The sequence below is a fragment of the Pseudomonas sp. GW823-FHT02C02 genome (assembly GCF_058797635.1).
The window spans coordinates 120317-136986 of the sequence record NZ_JBXAJV010000021.1 but is presented as its reverse complement, the minus strand read 5'-3'; the positions used below and the strand labels follow the sequence as shown (position 1 = coordinate 136986).

The following is a 16670-nucleotide window of genomic DNA, read 5'->3' as shown; positions in this document are numbered from 1 at the left end:
CCCCCCCCCCCCCCCCCCCCCCCCCCCCCCCCCCCCCCCCCCCCCCCCCCCCCCCCCCCCCCCCGCTCCTACAGGGGATGCGGTGTTTTGTAGAGGGCGTTACTCATCCACCCGCTCGGTGTACACCACCCACACGCTGCAGGGCATTTTGTACAGCAGGTGTTCCACTGTGCTGCCGATCAACCGGCCCAGACCGCGATGGCCGACCCGGCCCATGACGATCACGTCGACGTCGTAGGCGTCGACATAGCGGGTCAGGACCTTGGCCGGGTTACCCATGATCATGTGCCGCTGCTCGGGCGCGATGCCGTTGCGCTCGGCCAATTCGTTGAAGGCGTCCTCCTGGTAGTCGAACAGGGTCTTGGCCTTGCCGGAATTGAAAAACGCCGAGCCGTTGTCAAAGCCGAACTCGTCTGCGCTGATCGAGGAAAGGTCATAGGCGTAGACCACGTCCAGCTCGGCGTTGCAGGCACTCGCCAGCTTCGACGCTTCGTGCAGGATCCGGTCATTGAACGTTTTGTAGTGATCATCGCGATGAAAAGGATCGACCGCCGCGACAACCTTGCGTGGCAGGGCGTGAACGGCATGGCTGACAAAATGCAGCGGCACCGGGCATTCACGCAGCAAATGCACGTCGAGCGGGGTAAACAACAACCGCGACAGCAGTGATTCGTGCTCCAGCGCCTTGATCAGCACGTCCATCGGCTGCTCTTTGAGGTGAATCAGGATTTCTTCCAGCGGGCGTTCGACCCACGCCACCTCAGTGGTGACGTGGACGCCGATCTTGCGCAGGGGACGGGCCTGTTCTTCGAGCCACTGGCGGTGTCGATCAACGTAGCCCAGACGCATTTGTTCCAAGGCCTTTTCGTTGACCAGGCTGGCGGTGGCCAGGCCTTCCAGGTAATCGAACGCCACGATGTGCAACGCCGCATCTTCAGCCTTGGCCAGCGCCGCGGCTCTGTCGAAGGCGGGGCTGTGTTCCATCAGTGGCGAGGCGACCAGCATGAAGCGTGATTGACCAGACATGTCGAACCTCCCGCGTCGTTCAATCCCCTAAGTATTGACCATGATCGACCTCCCGTCCGTCAGACCGGCGCAGGTTGGGTGGGCGTGGCAGTCAGAGGGAGGTCAGTCGCCGTTCCATGATGATCGTGCGCTCGGCTCCGTGGAATTCGTCGCGGACTTTTCGAAAGCCCAGCTTGAAGTAGAAGGCTTCTGCGGTGATGGAGGAGGGGACGCGCAAGACCTCGATTTTGGCTTCGGCGGCGATGGACTCGATCGTGGCCATCAATTGCCTCCCGAGGCCGCGTCCTTGTTGAGTCGGGTCGACAAAGACGCTGCGCACCACATCGCGATCAAGGCTGGCCGTGGCCACGATATGACTGTTGATCATTGCGACGAAAACCTGGCGTTGGGTCAGCAGCGTGCGAATGGACTCGGTGGAAAAGCTCTTCTCCACCTGCTCGATGATGTCGGGTGGGTAGTCCAGGGCATTGGACTGGCGCAGCGACTGGATGATGACCTGGCTGATGGCGGACGCGTCAGCTGCGGTGGCGGGCCGTATTTGCGGTTTCATGGTGCTACCTCAGTCCTTTGAACATCCAATTCCCCTGTGGGAGCGAGCCTGCTCGCGATGGCTGAGTGTCAGTCGACATCTACATCGGCTGGAAAGCAGTCATCGCTAGCAGGCTCGCTCCCACAGGGATCTAGGCAATCTGTGCGCCGCGTGCTGCCAGCAACTCCCGCAACACAGAACGATGGCAATGCGCTTCATCCTCGCAATAACACCCAACCGCCAGCGCGGTTTGATGGGAGAGGGCGGCCAGCAGATCCAGCAGTTGACTGGGCGCCGGGTGGTTCATTTCCGCCTTGAACTTGCGCCGAAAGGCCTCCCAGGCTTTGTCATCGGTGGCCGCTTTGGCTTCGGCCACCAGGTCCGCACTCGGCGACAGCAGTGGCTGCCACACATCATAAAAGTCCCGACGGGCGAACTCGGCCTTCGGTACACCACGAGGGGGGCGGCGTACCGTGCCGATCCGCAACCCTTCATCAGGCAGGCGCGGCGAGCCGAGTCGAACGATATGGATGGCCATGCTGCGTTACTTTTGGCGCGATCCGTCGAACCACTCCATGGCGGTGCGCCAGATGCAGATCCCCAGGAAGTAAGCCGACATCAGCAGCCAAAGCCCCATGACCATCGGGTTGATGACCGGGTGATTGACCACCAGCGACAAGCTGCACAGCAGCCAGATGGCGGTCACGGCAATGTTGATCGGCATGAACTTGCGCACGCGAAACGGGTGCAGGAACTTCATGCGGGTCACGGTCAGCAAGGCCAGGCCAATGATCGTCAGGAAGGTAATCCATGGCGACGGGGCGATGATGTACAGGCACAGGGCCACGACGTTCCAGGCGGCGGGGAAGCCCTGGAAGTAATTGTCTTTGCTTTTCATGTTGACGTTGCAGAAGCAAAACAGCGACGAAACCAGAATCAGCGACACGGTCAGCAGCAGCGTGTAGTCCGGCAAGGGGATGTAGCGATAGATGAACAGCGCGGGGATGAACACATACGTCAGGTAGTCGATCACCAGATCGAGAATCGATCCATCGAAACTCGGCAACACCGACTGCACATTGACCTTGCGTGCCAGGGCACCGTCCAGCCCATCGACGATCAGGGCCACGCCCAGCCACAGCAGGCAGTTGGTGGCCTGGTTTTCCAGCAAGGCGAGGGTGGCGAGGAAGGCAGTGACCACGCCGGTGGCGGTAAAACCATGGGCGCCCCATGCTTTGAGTCTGGCGATGTGTAGGGTGGATATCACGGGGGGCGTTCTCCAGAAAGATGAAGCAAGCCAGTCATCACCCTCATTATCAAGGGCGGCGGCAAACCGGTTCGGTTGCAGGTATCGACCGGAAATCCGGGAATAAGGTTCACCGCCAGTAAATCTTAGCTGGGCCGGCAAAAAATACTTTGGATTAATCTGCAGTGCTGTTCACTGAACACTGGCACACAGGCTTACCCGTTTTTGTGGCGAGGGAGCTTGCTCCCGCCGGGCTGCGTAGCGGCCCCAAAAAATGTGGCAGCAATGCCGGTTTTTGTGAGTGCTACGCACTCTAGCGGGAGCAAGCTCCCTCGCCACAGGCCAAACGGTAATGGCGCATTTGCCGGCGAGGACTATTGTTGCCTGACCGGGTCACTCCCATCGATGAGGACGTCGTCATGAACACCAGCGATTTGCTCGAACAACTCCTGCGGGCCGGCCAGGGCTCCAGGGAGCGACAGGGTGGCGCATCTGCCCAGGGCGGCATCGACGGCGGTCTGGGCGGGTTGCTTGGCGGCTTGTTGGGCGGTGGCGGTGGTTCAGCCACGGGCGGGGGCGGATTGGGTGGTTTGCTCGGTGGCCTGCTCGGCGGCGGCTCACCGCTGGGCGGCTCGACCCGCACCCGCTCAAGTGGCGGCACCAACTATGCGGCCCTGGCGTCGCTCGGGATGATGGCCTTCCAGGCGTATCAGGCATGGCAACGCAGTCAGGCGGCTGCGCCGCAACAGGCACCGCGCACCGTAGACCTTTTGTCCGGCCCGGAAGTCGAGGAGCACAGCCATGCTGTGCTGCGGGCGTTGATTGCTGCAGCGAAGGCCGATGGCCGGATCGACGACGCCGAGAAACAGATGATCAGTACCGAACTGGGCCGTCACACCGACGACCCGCAATTGCAGCAATGGCTGGATGACGAAGTGGCCCGGCCGCTGGATGCCGCCGATGTGGCGCAGTCGGCGACGGATCCTGGCATGGCGTCAGAGATGTACCTGGCCAGCGTGATGCTGGTGGACGATCAGCAGGATGCCGAGCGCAACTATCTGGATGAGCTGGCGGCGGCGCTGAAAATTGACCCTGAGCTGCAAGTGCATCTGGAGCAGCAGGCCAAGGGTGGTGCGGTTTAGGGGTCCGTTAAACCGGGTTGTCTTTCAGGCCGCCTTCGTTAGCAGGCCAGCTCCCACAGTGGATTTGCGGTGTGCGCAAGGTCGCTGTGGGCGCTAGCCTGCTAGCGAAGAACGATAACGCGGTCAAACTGCCGGTTTGGGCACCAGGAAAATAACCCCGTACGCTTCGGCAATCTCCAGTATCCGCGGTAAATCCTCCGGCACCCTTAATTGATCCACCGCCGCAAAAAACTGCCCGCCCCGCGGATCCGACACCACGCCAATCATCTTCGCGGTAGGGCTGATGTTCTTGTAGGCATGGATCGAACCCCCGGGGATATGCACATACCCCCCGGCCGAGACGGTGGTGGACTTGCCCGCCACGGTCACTTCGACCTGGCCGTCGACCACATAGAACGCCTCGTCCCACGGATGAAAGTGCAGCGGCGGCCCTCCACCTTGCACGCCTTCCTGGATATGCATCTCAAAGGGCTTGCTGAGGTCGCCGCCCGCGAGGATGGTGATCGCCTCGCCCACGACATTTACGGGTGCCGGCGATTGCTCGATGACGTGCACCGTTCGCATGATTGCTCTCCGAAGATGACCCCGCACCCGCTGATTATAGGCCGGGTGCACCGGGCGGGCGGTGCTGCACAGGTCCGTCCGTCAGGGCGATTTCAACGTCGATTGAATTTTTCTCCGGGCAAATCGCTCTGCTGATGTAGAGACGTGTTGATTCAACGTCCTGCCACTGGCCTTAGACCGAGAGATGCGCCCATGACTGCCCTGACACGACTTGAATCGCGGCCCGCCCACGAACACCCGATCCCGGCCGCCGGGAGCCTTAAACAAGCCTATGAACACCTGCTGCTGGGCGTCGATCCCGAGCAACGGCGCGCACTCGCGCGAAGCTTTCTCGAAGTGCAGCTGGAACACGCCACCCACTTGCCTCAAGAAATGCCAACGGAGCTGTCGGCCCTGCAATCGTTCGTCGAACAACACAGCGTCGACGTTGCCCGCCAATACGCCGACTACCTGCAACAACGCAAAGAAGGCGGGCCCCGGCAGTTTTTCACTAACAAGGCCCACGCGCTGTTTTTCCTGCAAGCCGTGGCCCCGACCAAACTGGTCGACGGCGCCTGGTTGTACGGCCTGTTGCGTCAGTGGCGCGACCCGCGTTTCGAAGGGCTGATCTGCACCTATCTGGAAGAGCTCGGCGACGGCAACCCGGCGCAGAATCATGTGGTGATCTACCGCAAGCTGCTCGCCGAACATGGTCTGCAAGACCCTGGGGTGATCGCCGACGAGCATTACCTGCAGGGCGCGATACAACTGGCGCTGGGCGAATCCGCCGACGAGTTTTTGCCGGAGGTGATCGGCTACAACCTGGGCTACGAACAGCTGCCATTGCACCTGCTGATCAGCGCCTATGAACTCAGCGAATTGGGCATCGATCCGTATTACTTCACCCTGCACGTGACCATCGACAACGCCAGCACCGGCCACGCGCAAAAAGCCGTGCAGTCGGTGCTGCAACTGCTGCCGGTGGAAGGCGATCGCGAAGACTTTCTGCGCCGGGTCGCGCTGGGTTATCGACTCAATGATCTGGGGCAGGGCAGTCGCGCGATCATCGAGTCGTTCGACCTCGACGCCGAGCTGCTCAACATGCTTGAGCGCAAGCGTCCGTTCGGCCAGCACATGCATTCCGACTACTGCCGTTTTGAAGGCAAGACCGTCAACCAGTGGCTGTCCGCGCCGGAGCAGTTGCCAGGGTTCCTTGCCGCCATGGAAAAAAAGGGCTGGATCAAGCGCGGACAGGATCCTCAGGCCAGTCGCTTCTGGCAGTTGATCGAGGGGGATGGTGCCGCCATGTTCGGCGTATTCAGCCCCTATGAAAAACAGCTGCTGCATGACTGGATTGCCGGCAACTGGACGCCTGAGCGCTCAGCCACAGCGGTCCGCCGAGGCACGAGTGTCGCGACAGAACCGCCAGTGCCCGACAACGACCCGGATATCCAGAGCCTGCAAACCTCGCTGGAGGGGCTTGCCGCACACGAGCAGATGCCGGTGCTGATCCCGTGGTTGTCGGCCCATCGGCACTCCCATCCAGCCGGCCTGATGGCTACGCGACGGTTCATCGAACTCAAATCCAGCCTGCGATAGGAGCACGGCATGAATCAGGAAGAACAACTGGGCGCTGCCGATCTGGCGCTGGTGCAGCTGGGGCGCCGTTTGCAGGCCGATGGTTACCGGTTTATCACCCCGACGCCGCTCACGCACCAGCGGGTCAACGACCGTGCCTTTGGGCAAAACGCCCGGACCTTGCGCGACGTGTTCGGCTGGTCGCGCTCATTCGAACCGGGCCTGCTGTCGACCGATGAACAACGGCAGTTGCAGGAGGCGGGCGTGCTGCAAGAAAGCAACGGCCGACTGAAAAGCCGCGTGCGCTGGTCCAGCCTCGATGATTTGCTGTTCGTGCACTCGGGGTTTCCCACCGACGCGGCGGACGCGGTGTTTTTCGGACCGGACAGCTACCGGTTTGCGCAGCTGATCCACGCTCATCTTCAACAATCCTTCGCGCCGATCCGGCGCGCCGTCGACATTGGTTGCGGCGCGGGTGTCGGGGCGATTGTGATTGCCCGCGCACGCCGTGAAGCCGAGGTGCTGGCCGTCGATATCAATCCCGCGGCTCTGCGTTTGACGGCGGTCAACGCGGCCCTGGCGGAAGTCGCTAACGTCACGGTCGAGGCCAGCGATGTGCTGCAGGACGTCGACGGCCAGTTCGACCTGATCGTCGCCAATCCGCCCTACATGGCCGACCCCACCGAGCGCGCTTACCGGCATGGTGGCGGCGCTCTCGGTGCGCAGTTATCGTTGCGCATTGTCGAGCAGGCATTGCTTCGACTGGCGCCCGGTGGCTCTTTGGTGCTGTACACCGGGGTGGCAATGATCGATGGCCAGGATCCGTTTCTTGAGGCACTGACCCCGCGCCTTGAATCGCCGATGTTCGGCTGGACCTATCGCGAACTCGATCCCGATGTGTTCGGTGAAGAGTTGCTGACGCCCGGCTATCAACGGGTGGAGCGGATTGCGGTCGTGGCCTTGATCGTCACGCGCATCGGCCCCGGCATTGGGGGACGCGTCGAGCCAACAGGTGCGCCATGAACAAGAATCTGGATGATTACAACCGCATGCGCGATTTTTCGGCGACCTCTGAGCCCGCCGCGAAACGTTCAGGCAAGAAAACTGCGAAAGACCATGCCTTGCAGTTCTGTATCCAGAAGCACGATGCCTCGCGGTTGCACTATGACTTTCGCCTGGAACTCGATGGCGCACTGAAAAGCTGGGCCGTGCCGAAAGGCCCCTCGCTAGACCCCAAGGTCAAGCGCCTGGCGGTCCACGTTGAAGACCATCCGATCGATTACGCCACGTTCGAGGGCAGCATTCCCGAAGGGCATTACGGTGCCGGCGATGTGATTGTCTGGGACCGGGGCGTGTGGATCCCCCAGGAAGATCCGGCCAAGGCCTATGCCAAAGGCAAGCTCAAGTTCGAGCTGCAAGGCGAGAAACTCGGCGGCTTGTGGAACCTGGTTCGCACGCACATGCCGGGCAAGCAGGAGCAGTGGTTTCTGATCAAGCATCAGGACAGCGCGGCGAAACCCGAGAGTGATTACGACGTGGTCGCCGCCGAACCCGACAGCGTGCTCAGTGACCGCACCATTGTCCCCAAAAAGGCCAAGACCGCCGCCAAGCCCAAACCGGTGAAGAAGCCGGCGCGCAAGGTCGCGGCTAAACAGCGGTCGGCGCAACTCACCGGGGCTCACAAGGCCAAGCTGCCCGACCAGCTCAAACCGGAATTGGCGACGCTGGTGGAAAAAGCCCCGCCGGGCGAGTGGAGCTATGAGATCAAGTTCGACGGCTACCGGATCATGGCGCGCATCGACCACGACGAGGTGAAACTCTTCACCCGCAACGGCCACGACTGGACCCACAAATTGCCGAAACAGGCCGAGGCGCTGGCCGCTCTGGGCCTGGAGTCCGCCTGGCTCGACGGTGAGATGGTGGTGGCTAACGAGCAGGGTGTGCCGGACTTTCAGGCGCTGCAAAATGCCTTTGAATCCAATCGCAGCGGCAACATCCTTTATTACCTGTTCGACATGCCTTACCTCAATGGCGTGGACCTGCGCGAGGTGCCGGTCGAGGAGCGGCGGGTCGCGCTGGCGACGGTGCTCAAACCCAATAAAGATCCTTTGCTGCGCTTCTCCGACGCGTTCGGCGAGGAGCCGGAAGCCTTGCTCAACAGTGCCTGCCAAATGCAGATGGAAGGGCTGATCGGCAAGCGCCTGGGGTCGCCTTATGTGTCACGGCGCAGCAGTGACTGGATCAAGCTCAAGTGCAAACATCGGCAGGAATTCGTCGTGGTCGGGTTCACCGATCCCCAAGGTGCGCGCAATGCCTTCGGCGCGCTGCTGTTGGGATTGCATGACCGGGACAGCGGCGAGTTGCGCTACGCTGGCAAGGTCGGCACCGGTTTCAACGAGACCACGCTCAAGCACATTTATGAACAGCTCAAACCGTTGCAGGTGAAAAAACCGGCGGTGGTCAATCCGCCGACCGGTTTCGACGCCAAGGGTGTGCATTGGCTCAAACCGGTGTTGCTCGCCGAAGTCGCGTTCGCCGAGATGACCAAGGACGGGTCGGTGCGCCATGCCGTATTCCATGGCTTGCGCGATGACAAGCCCGCCGAAGACATCACCGAGGAGCGTGCGAAAGCCGTGAAAGCCCAGACCAGCAGGAAATCCGCCGCTGACAAACCGGCCACCGCGACGAAAAAGAAAACGGCCAAGGCAGCGCCCGCGCCCTCACAAGTCGGTCTTGGCGACGGCAAAGTGCGCATCACCCACCCGGATCGGGTGATCGATGCAAGCAGCGGCACCACCAAAGTGCAGCTGGCGGAATATTACGCCAGCGTCGCCGAATGGATTCTGCCCGAGCTCAAGGATCGGCCGGTGGCGCTGGTGCGCGCCCCAGACGGGATCGCCGGCGAGCTGTTCTTTCAGAAAAACGCCGAGCGCCTGGCCATTCCGGGCATCACCACGCTGGACAAGGACGTCACCGGCCAACCGGTGATGATCATCAACAACGCCGAAGCGCTGATTGGCGCCGTGCAGATGAGCACGGTGGAACTGCACACCTGGAACGCTACCACGGAGAATCTCGACAAACCTGACCGCTTCGTTCTCGACCTCGACCCGGACCCGGCGCTGCCGTGGAAAAGCATGGTCGAGGCGACTCAGCTGACGCTGTCGGTGCTGGATGAACTGGGGCTCAAGGCCTTCCTCAAGACCAGCGGCGGCAAGGGGATTCACCTGGTGGTGCCGCTGACCCGCAAGCACGGTTGGGACGAGGTGAAGGACTTCAGCCACGCAATTGTCAGCCACATGGCGAAGTTGCTGCCGGAGCGCTTTTCGGCGGTGTCAGGGCCGAAGAATCGCGTCGGACGGATCTTCATCGATTACCTGCGCAACGGACTGGGTGCCACTACCATCTGCGCCTATGCCGCCCGCACCCGCGAAGGGTTGCCGGTGTCAGTGCCGATTTTTCGGGAAGAGGTGGCAGAGCTCAAGGGCGGTAATCAGTGGAATATCCACAACGTGCAGGAACGACTGGCTGAAGTGGGTGATCAACCTTGGGCAGACTTGAAGAAAACCCGGCAAACCATCACCGCCGACATGCGTCGGCGGGTCGGAATGAAAAAATAGCGTCTTGGTTAGTCGCGCTCTTTGCAGCTGCCGCTACCGGACAAACGCCTGCAAATCGCTGGCCAGTTTGTCGATCGCCACCTTGAAGTCTTTGGCGGTGATTTCCTGGCTGGCATTGGACAGCGTGCTGCCGAAGACTTTGCGCACGACTTTGGCCACGGTCTGGTTGGTGCTGGCGTCTTTAAACTCGGCCTCGATGAACAACGTGGAGTCCTGATCCCGATGCCCGCTGGCAGCGGAAACACCACCGACAACGGCCGCGACAGGCACCACTTCATACCATCTCATACCTTCGTTTTCGGCATTCACCCCGGTGATCGCCGCGCGCATGATCAGTTTTTTTGAACCGCCGGGCGCTGATTGTTCGCTCGATACCACGCGGTATTTCTGCCCCAACACACCTTTGACCTTGCTGGTCATGTAGTTCTGCAGTTCATCCAGGGTTTGCCGATTGACCCGCTCGGTCGGCTTGGGCGCCGGATAGAGCTCCAGTTTGTTGAAGACCACGGTGTCGTAGGCGTTTGGATTCCAGGACGGGCTCACCCAGCGCATCGCGGTTTCGCCGCTGGTGGTGGTGACTTGCTGCAAGTTGTTGTAGTCGGTAAGGAAGCCCGAGTACTGGTCTTTCTCGGTGACTTTCGAGGTGCAGCCCCCGAGTAGCAGACTGGTCAATGCGACGCCGATGAATAATTTCCGGGACAGGTTCATTGTGGTGTGTGCTCCATGGGGGTTGTCTTTTTTTTTCGATTGCAGGCATCAAAAACGCCAGGTCATGTTTCCGGTCACCGCTTGAATCCAGGCATTGTCGAATTGACCGGAAGCTCGAGTGCCCGACGTGGACTTGGTCTGGTCCACCGACATGTCGCCAAGCCAGACCATGGCCCAGCTGACGTTAATGTCGGTAACCTTGTTCAGAGCATAGGTGGCCCCGGCCGCAATGCGCCAGGATTCGTCCATGGGCACGGTAAACGTGCGGTTGCCGTCGGAAACGGCGCTGCTGTCGTAAGCCACGCCGACATTCCACAACAGCTGCGGGGTGGCCTGGTACTGCGCGCCCAGGGCCAGTTGCCAGGTGTCTTTGAAATGGGCGTCGACGGTGGTCGATTGTGAACCGACTGCGGTGGTGTCGACTTGCACCGCGATATCGCCGAACTCGGACCAGTCCTGCCAGTTGACGGAGGCGAGCAAGGCCCATCGCGGGTCGAGTTGCTGGAACAGGCTCAGGGTCGCGGTTTGCGGCACGGTCATGTCGAGTTGGGTATTGGTGTTGTTGACGCGCTCCAGCAAACGGCCGTCGCCTTTCACATCCAGCCGATCTTCGAAGTCCAGATCGACCTTGCTGGTGTAGGCCAGGCCAATACGGGTGCCGGGTTGCGGGGCGTAGATCACCCCCACATTCGCCCCAAAACCCCAATCGTTGTCTTTGTACTTGAATTGGCCGTCGCTGCGGTCGGTGAAGCCAAAGGGTGAACGATCGATCGCGGTTTGCGCTTGCAGCATGCCGTACATGGCTTTCACACCGACGCCTACCGACCATTGATCATCGAAGCGATACGCCACGCTGGGCACAAACGACAAACCGGCGAGGCTGACGTTCTGCGCAAAATAGCGCCCGGACCAGTCGTTGTCGTAGTTGGCCGCCAACCCGAAGTCGCCGTAATTGCCGAAACCGACGCTCCAGTGGTCATCGAATTGATGGCTGATGAAAAAGCTGCCGCCGGGAATCGGGTCGAAGGCATTGCCACTGCCGCTGCCCGTGCCGTTGGTGTTTGAGTCGCGATCAAAGCTCAGGTCGCCGTAGAGCAGCTGCAATCCGCCGGTAATCTGCGTACCTGGCAGATAGCTCATGCCCGCCGGGTTGCTGGCGATGGTGGAAGGGCCTTGTGCACGGGCGGCGGCACCGGCGTTGGCAAGCCCCACGTTATCGGTGCCGATTTCATAGAGCATGATGCCGCCGGCCTGGGCCTGCTGGCAGCACAGCGCAAACAGGGTGCAGGCGGGTAGGACGGCTGTTTTTAATTGCATGGATCACCTCAGCGGATGTCCGTCATGAACGCGGGTGGCTGGCAGCCGCCACCCGTGTATTCGCCTGTCTACTTGGCCATGGCCGCCCGGGCCGCTTCGATCCTGGCTTTGACCGCTTCCAGGTTGAAGCTCGCGCCTTTTTGCATGGGTGGGAACTCAACCGCCGTTTCAGCCAGTTTGACCACCTGCTGCTGTACAAACACAAAGCGCCAGAACTGGAACTTGAACCACTCGAAGTACTCCAGTGAGCCACTGGCTGCCATGTTTTCCGGCCACCCGGCGCGTTCGAACGGGTCGAGCCGCAGGTTGGTCAGGACCGGCATGTCCAGCGTGACCTTAGCCCCCAGCCAGCCACCGGGCTGATCGATGAAACGGTACTTGAAGTCATCGATACGGATCGCACCCAGCGTACTTTCGCCGAAGTAGAAAATTTCATGCCGGTTCGACGGACCTTTACCGGTGATCATCGGTGTCTGGTCATAGCCATCGAGGTGGACCTTGTACGTTCTGTCGCCCAATTGCTTACCCTTGAGCAGCTCGGTGGCGATGTTCGGGTTGCCGGCGGCGGCAACGAGGGTCGGGAACCAGTCCAGGCCGGACATGATGCCATTGGCCACGGTGTTCGCCGGTACGTTGCCAGGCCAGCGAACGATTGCCGGAACCCTGAAGCCACCTTCCATCACGGTGCCTTTGCCCATGGCAAACGGTGTGGTGCCGCCATCCGGCCAGGTGAAGTTTTCCGCGCCGTTGTCGGTGGTGAAAATCACGATGGTGTTGTCATCCATGCCGTCTTTTTTCAGCTTGGCCATGACGTCGCCGACGATGTCATCGAGCTGCGCCATGCCGGCTTCCTGCTCCGACCAGCCATTCTGCGAATTGCGCATCGCTTCGTACTTGTCGGACAGGTGCGTGACGATGTGCATGCGGGTCGGGTTCAGCCACAGGAAGAACGGTTTGTTATCGGTCTTGGCCTTGTCGATGAAGGTGAAAGCCTTGTCGCGGATTTCGTCGTCGACGGTTTTCATCCGCTCGGGATAGAGCGTACCGGCGTCTTCGATTTTCTGTTTGCCGACCTTGCCCCAGCGCGGCATCACCGTCGTATCGTCGGTGGTGGTCGCCCAGCTGTGGACCATGTTGCGCGGGCCAACGGTGGCCAGAAGTTCTTGCGGATAATTGGGGTGTGCCGGGTCTTCCATGGCGTCGAGGTGATAGAGGTAACCGAAGAACTCGTCGAACCCGTGCGCGGTGGGCAGAAATTCGTTCAAGTCGCCCAGATGGTTTTTGCCAAACTGGCCAGTGGAGTAACCCATGGCCTTGAGCGCGGTGGCAATGGTGACCGCTTCAGCGGGAATACCGACAGGTGAGCCGGCCTGGCCGACCGTGGTCATGCCGGTACGGATCGGCAGTTCACCGGTAATGAAATTGGCACGCCCGGCGGTGCAACTGGCTTCGGCGTAGTAGTCGGTAAAGCGCATGCCTTCTGCAGCGAGCTGGTCGAGGTTGGGGGTCCGGCCGGCCATCATGCCCTGGTTGTAGACGCCGATATTGGACCAGCCAATATCGTCGCCCATGATGACCACGATGTTGGGGGCGGGTTTGTCGGCCGCTTGGGTGATGCCGGGTAGAACCATTGCAGACAACAACATTGAAACAGCAAACAACCGGGTTAATTTTGTCTGGTTCATGAGCAGCTCCTGCGTACTGATAAGTACCGAAGTCAGGCCCCCCGACCTTTTTTAAATGGGGTATCCCCCGAAAGAGCGTAGGTATGAACTGGGAAATATCCAGTAGTAATTGACAGTGATCGGCAGCTGTCTCATGAGCGTTACAGCATGGTCGGCGATGGCCGGATTCAACTGATCTTTTCGCACCAATCCCTGCCCGTCGACCCCATCACCAGCGAAACATTGGCAGCGGTTTGAGCGGGGAGCGCAGGAATTGCCGTGCGGTTTGCCGGAGCAGCATCCCGTGAAAACCATGATTGGGCAGTACCGACTTCACCGTTTTGATGTAGGCCCGCGGCAGGCCGAACGTCAGCAGGCCGAGCGACACATCAATGATATCGGCGCGTCGGAAGGGCTCGACGCTGAGCGCATGGTCGGCAGCATAGGACCGCACTTTGTGGTGTTCGAGGATCAGTGCCGTCACTTCGCCGCTCAAGTGCGACAGTTGCCGATTGGCGAGGTAGTCGGTGGCCAGGCGCACCGAGGGTTCCAGGTAATCAATGGTTTGATCGGTCCAGATGCCCAGGTCGTGAAACGCCCCGGCGATCTGCACGGCTTCGGAGGGCAGGCCTTCAATGCCGCTGATCGCGCGGTAGAAGTTCAGCACTCGGTAAATGTGATTGCGATAACCCAACAAATCGGCACCGATCGCCAGGGCGTAGGACGTCAGTATTTCGTCGGTCACGGGGAATTCGAGAAGGGGGTTCATCGGTACGGACCTCACGCGTCGCGCAACAGGTCATTGGCGTTGAGGATCTCGAAGGCGATCTCCGGGCGTTTCTCCAGGCTGCGGCGAATCGCGGCGGGGATCGACTGGCGGGTCTTGCGGCACAAGCCCGGCAACTCGCCGAGGGTGATGCCGATGCCGCGCATGGTACGCACTTCATTGAAGCTGGGGACGATGTCCACGCGGATGCCCAGTTGTGCGTACATGCGGTTTTGCAAGCGTTCGAGGTCAGCCAGGCTTTCCAGGTTTTCCAGACGATCGAGCAGACGCTTTTCTTCCTGTCGGGTCAGAAACAGGATGCGCACGTCCGCGCCCGGTGTTTCCAGCAACGGGTCTCGCCCGCAGATGCAGGCGCCGGGCGGGCAGGGTGAGCGGATCGGAGCAGAGGTCGTCATGGGCCTTAATCATAGAGCGCCCCAGACGAATCGTCAGTCGGAAATATCGGTCACCGGGATGATCTGTTCGCCGTCGGGCTGAGTGCCGGTCACCGTTTTCCTTTCCCGACGATCATTGATCCAGTTGTCCACCTGGGCGCCGAACTCGGCCGGGGCTTTACGTCCGACCCTGCGGGCAAGGTCGAGAATGGTCTGCTGGGCGAGGGCGTCTTCCATGCGTTTCTGCGCGGTCATCATGACGGCGTGAACCGAGCAATGACCTTCCACTGCCCACGTCGGCGGGGAGCCTTCAAACAACGCGCAACGCCCACGGATATCACGGCAATCGAAGATGAGCTTCTGGCCATCAATGGCGTTGACGATGTCCAGCACGCTGATTTCGTCCGCCGGCCGCGCCAGTTTGAACCCGCCGCGCACGCCCTCGGTCGCGACCACCAGTTTGGCCTTGGCCAGTTTGGTGAAAATTTTCGCCAGGTAGTCCAGCGGCACGCCTTGCAGCTCAGCGAGGTCGCGCACGCTTGCCTCACGGCTGTCGCCGTAATCGCCCACCAGAAAAAGCAGGCAGTGAATGCCGTACTCAACGCCCGCGCTGTAGAGAGACATGGTTATCTCCGACTGAAAGAGTCGCCAATGTTACCAGCCGATTGTCAGGGGTGCAACGAAGCATCGGTATGCCTAGATCGCCTGTCTGTCCTGTGCTGCATATGGATAGAAGCTTGTGTCTGGATTGTCGAGGTATCTGAATGTGTGATGATAACCATCGATAGAAGGTTGTTGTGTCTTGTAACTCGGATCACTATAGTCGCCGTTGTCAGCTCGGCGACGAGTTCAGTCTTTGGTCTTCTTCGGAGTTAAAACAATGAAACAGCACATTCTGGTCATCGGCGCAGGTTTCGGTGGCATGTGGACGGCATTGAGCGCCACGCGCCTGTTGGACATCCATGATCACAACCACGTAGACGTCACGGTACTGGCGCCTCAGGCCGAGCTGCGGGTGCGTCCACGCTTCTACGAGCCGAATGCTCATCAACTGGCAGCACCCCTTGGCGACCTGTTCGATGCCGTCGGTGTGAAGTTCATCAAGGGCGCAGCGCAATCCATCGACGTGCAGCAAAAACAAGTCGGCTACACCGATGCATCGGGTACCGAACAGGTGTGCAGCTACGACAAACTCGTTCTGGCCACCGGCAGCGGTCTCGCGTTGCCCAACACTCCGGGCGTGGCCCAACACGCCTTTGACGTGGACCAGATTGAACAGGCGATACGCCTGGAAAACCATCTGAAATCCCTGGCCAACCTGCCGCAAAGTAAAGCTCGAAACACCGTGGTTGTGGCCGGTGGCGGCTTTACCGGGATTGAAACGGCGACTGAAATGCCGGCGCGTCTGCGGGCCATCCTCGGCGAGGACGCTGACATTGAAGTGATCATTGTCGATCGCGGTGAAAAAGTCGGGGCGTCCATGGGCAGCGAAATCAGCCAGTCGATCGCCGAAGCCAGCACTGAGCTGGGCGTGAAATGGCGCTTGAAGTCGTCGGTCGTTGCTGTCGATGAAAACGGTGTGACCCTGGCCGATGGCCAACGCATCGACGCCAAGACTGTGGTCTGGACCACCGGGGTGCGGGCAAGCTCGCTGACCGAGCAGATCCCGGCCGAACGCGACCACCTCGGTCGCCTGCACGTTGACGCCCACCTGAAAGTCATCGGTCAGGACGACATCTTTGCCACCGGTGATGTGGCTTATGCCGCCGCGGATGACATCGGCAACTACGCCATGATGACCTGCCAGCACGCGATCTCGCTGGGGCGTCATGCCGGCAACAACGTCGCTGCGCAAATCCTGGGCGTGTCGCCGAAGGCGTACAGCCAGCCCAAGTACGTTACCTGTCTGGATCTGGGTGCGTGGGGCGCGGTGTACACCGAGGGTTGGGATCGCCAGGTGAAACTGGTCAAGGAGGAAGGCAAATCGCTGAAGACCCAGATCAATACGGTGTGGATCTATCCGCCGGCCGCTGACCGCGCAACTGCGCTGGCGGCTGCGGATCCGATGATTCCGGTTGTGGCCTGATAAGCAGCTGTCTCGATAAGGCTGCCTGCATGAAAAAAATCCCGCTCAAG

At 60.5% G+C, this 16670-nt stretch carries 16 protein-coding genes; 5 read left to right on the top strand and 11 right to left on the bottom strand.

The genetic code is table 11. The annotated features are described in order from the left end of the window. Positions 1-99: 99 nt before the first annotated feature. The 4 genes from AC1ROI_RS29220 to pcsA all read right to left on the bottom strand — a co-directional run bounded on the left by AC1ROI_RS29220 (position 100) and on the right by pcsA (position 2822). Positions 100-1026 (bottom strand): universal stress protein, encoded by a 927-nt coding sequence (locus AC1ROI_RS29220; protein ID WP_010455496.1) that lies wholly within the window; start codon positions 1024-1026, stop codon positions 100-102. Positions 1027-1117: 91 nt separating this feature from the next. Beyond that, entirely contained in the window at positions 1118-1576 is a 459-nt protein-coding gene (locus AC1ROI_RS29215; protein WP_102595019.1) for a GNAT family N-acetyltransferase, read from the bottom strand. 130 nt (positions 1577-1706) lie between these two features. Further along, positions 1707-2093 (bottom strand): DUF488 domain-containing protein, encoded by a 387-nt coding sequence (locus AC1ROI_RS29210; protein ID WP_102595020.1) that lies wholly within the window; start codon positions 2091-2093, stop codon positions 1707-1709. A 6-nt stretch (positions 2094-2099) separates the two neighbouring features. Then, a complete protein-coding gene (gene pcsA, locus AC1ROI_RS29205) occupies positions 2100-2822 on the bottom strand; it encodes a phosphatidylcholine synthase (RefSeq protein ID WP_010455490.1) in 723 nt (240 codons plus the stop codon). Between the two features lie 398 nt (positions 2823-3220). Between pcsA and AC1ROI_RS29200 the strand changes: the two genes are divergently transcribed. Beyond that, complete coding sequence (locus tag AC1ROI_RS29200; protein ID WP_102595021.1) at positions 3221-3943, top strand: tellurite resistance TerB family protein; 723 nt, start codon at positions 3221-3223, stop codon at positions 3941-3943. A 123-nt stretch (positions 3944-4066) separates the two neighbouring features. Here the strand turns inward: AC1ROI_RS29200 and AC1ROI_RS29195 are convergent, their stop codons facing one another. Further along, a complete protein-coding gene (locus AC1ROI_RS29195; RefSeq protein WP_077749101.1) occupies positions 4067-4507 on the bottom strand; it encodes a cupin domain-containing protein in 441 nt (146 codons plus the stop codon). A 192-nt stretch (positions 4508-4699) separates the two neighbouring features. Here AC1ROI_RS29195 and AC1ROI_RS29190 point away from each other — a divergent pair, with 192 nt between their 5' ends. The 3 genes from AC1ROI_RS29190 to ligD are packed head-to-tail and all read left to right on the top strand — an operon-like array spanning position 4700 to position 9684. Then, positions 4700-6085 carry an iron-containing redox enzyme family protein gene (locus AC1ROI_RS29190; protein ID WP_102595022.1) on the top strand — a complete coding sequence of 462 codons (1386 nt, stop codon included), beginning with the start codon at positions 4700-4702 and terminating at the stop codon, positions 6083-6085. 9 nt (positions 6086-6094) lie between these two features. Continuing rightward, positions 6095-7087 (top strand): methyltransferase, encoded by a 993-nt coding sequence (locus AC1ROI_RS29185; RefSeq protein ID WP_083376422.1) that lies wholly within the window; start codon positions 6095-6097, stop codon positions 7085-7087. Next, positions 7084-9684 (top strand): DNA ligase D, encoded by a 2601-nt coding sequence (gene ligD / locus AC1ROI_RS29180; RefSeq protein ID WP_102595023.1) that lies wholly within the window; start codon positions 7084-7086, stop codon positions 9682-9684. Before AC1ROI_RS29185 ends, ligD begins: the two co-directional genes overlap by 4 nt. Positions 9685-9717: 33 nt before the next feature. Here ligD and AC1ROI_RS29175 read toward each other — a convergent pair whose 3' ends face one another. The 6 genes from AC1ROI_RS29175 to AC1ROI_RS29150 form a co-directional block, all read right to left on the bottom strand. Next, complete coding sequence (locus AC1ROI_RS29175; protein WP_010455479.1) at positions 9718-10392, bottom strand: DUF3313 domain-containing protein; 675 nt, start codon at positions 10390-10392, stop codon at positions 9718-9720. A gap of 48 nt (positions 10393-10440) precedes the next feature. Next, positions 10441-11709 carry an OmpP1/FadL family transporter gene (locus AC1ROI_RS29170; RefSeq protein WP_102595024.1) on the bottom strand — a complete coding sequence of 423 codons (1269 nt, stop codon included), beginning with the start codon at positions 11707-11709 and terminating at the stop codon, positions 10441-10443. Positions 11710-11777: 68 nt separating this feature from the next. Then, the gene (locus AC1ROI_RS29165; RefSeq protein WP_102595025.1) at positions 11778-13394 is read right to left on the bottom strand and encodes an arylsulfatase; all 1617 of its coding nucleotides are present in this window, start codon (positions 13392-13394) and stop codon (positions 11778-11780) included. A gap of 208 nt (positions 13395-13602) precedes the next feature. Further along, a complete protein-coding gene (locus AC1ROI_RS29160; protein WP_077749107.1) occupies positions 13603-14142 on the bottom strand; it encodes an HD domain-containing protein in 540 nt (179 codons plus the stop codon). Between the two features lie 11 nt (positions 14143-14153). Continuing rightward, a complete protein-coding gene (locus tag AC1ROI_RS29155; RefSeq protein WP_010455472.1) occupies positions 14154-14555 on the bottom strand; it encodes a hypothetical protein in 402 nt (133 codons plus the stop codon). A 33-nt stretch (positions 14556-14588) separates the two neighbouring features. Beyond that, positions 14589-15158: an RrF2 family transcriptional regulator gene (locus AC1ROI_RS29150; protein ID WP_102595026.1), complete on the bottom strand. Its 570-nt coding sequence runs from the start codon at positions 15156-15158 to the stop codon at positions 14589-14591. A 256-nt stretch (positions 15159-15414) separates the two neighbouring features. On the opposite strand from AC1ROI_RS29150, the gene AC1ROI_RS29145 reads away from it, so the two are divergent. Continuing rightward, entirely contained in the window at positions 15415-16620 is a 1206-nt protein-coding gene (locus AC1ROI_RS29145) for an NAD(P)/FAD-dependent oxidoreductase (RefSeq protein ID WP_102595027.1), read from the top strand. The last annotated feature ends 50 nt before the right edge of the window (positions 16621-16670 follow it).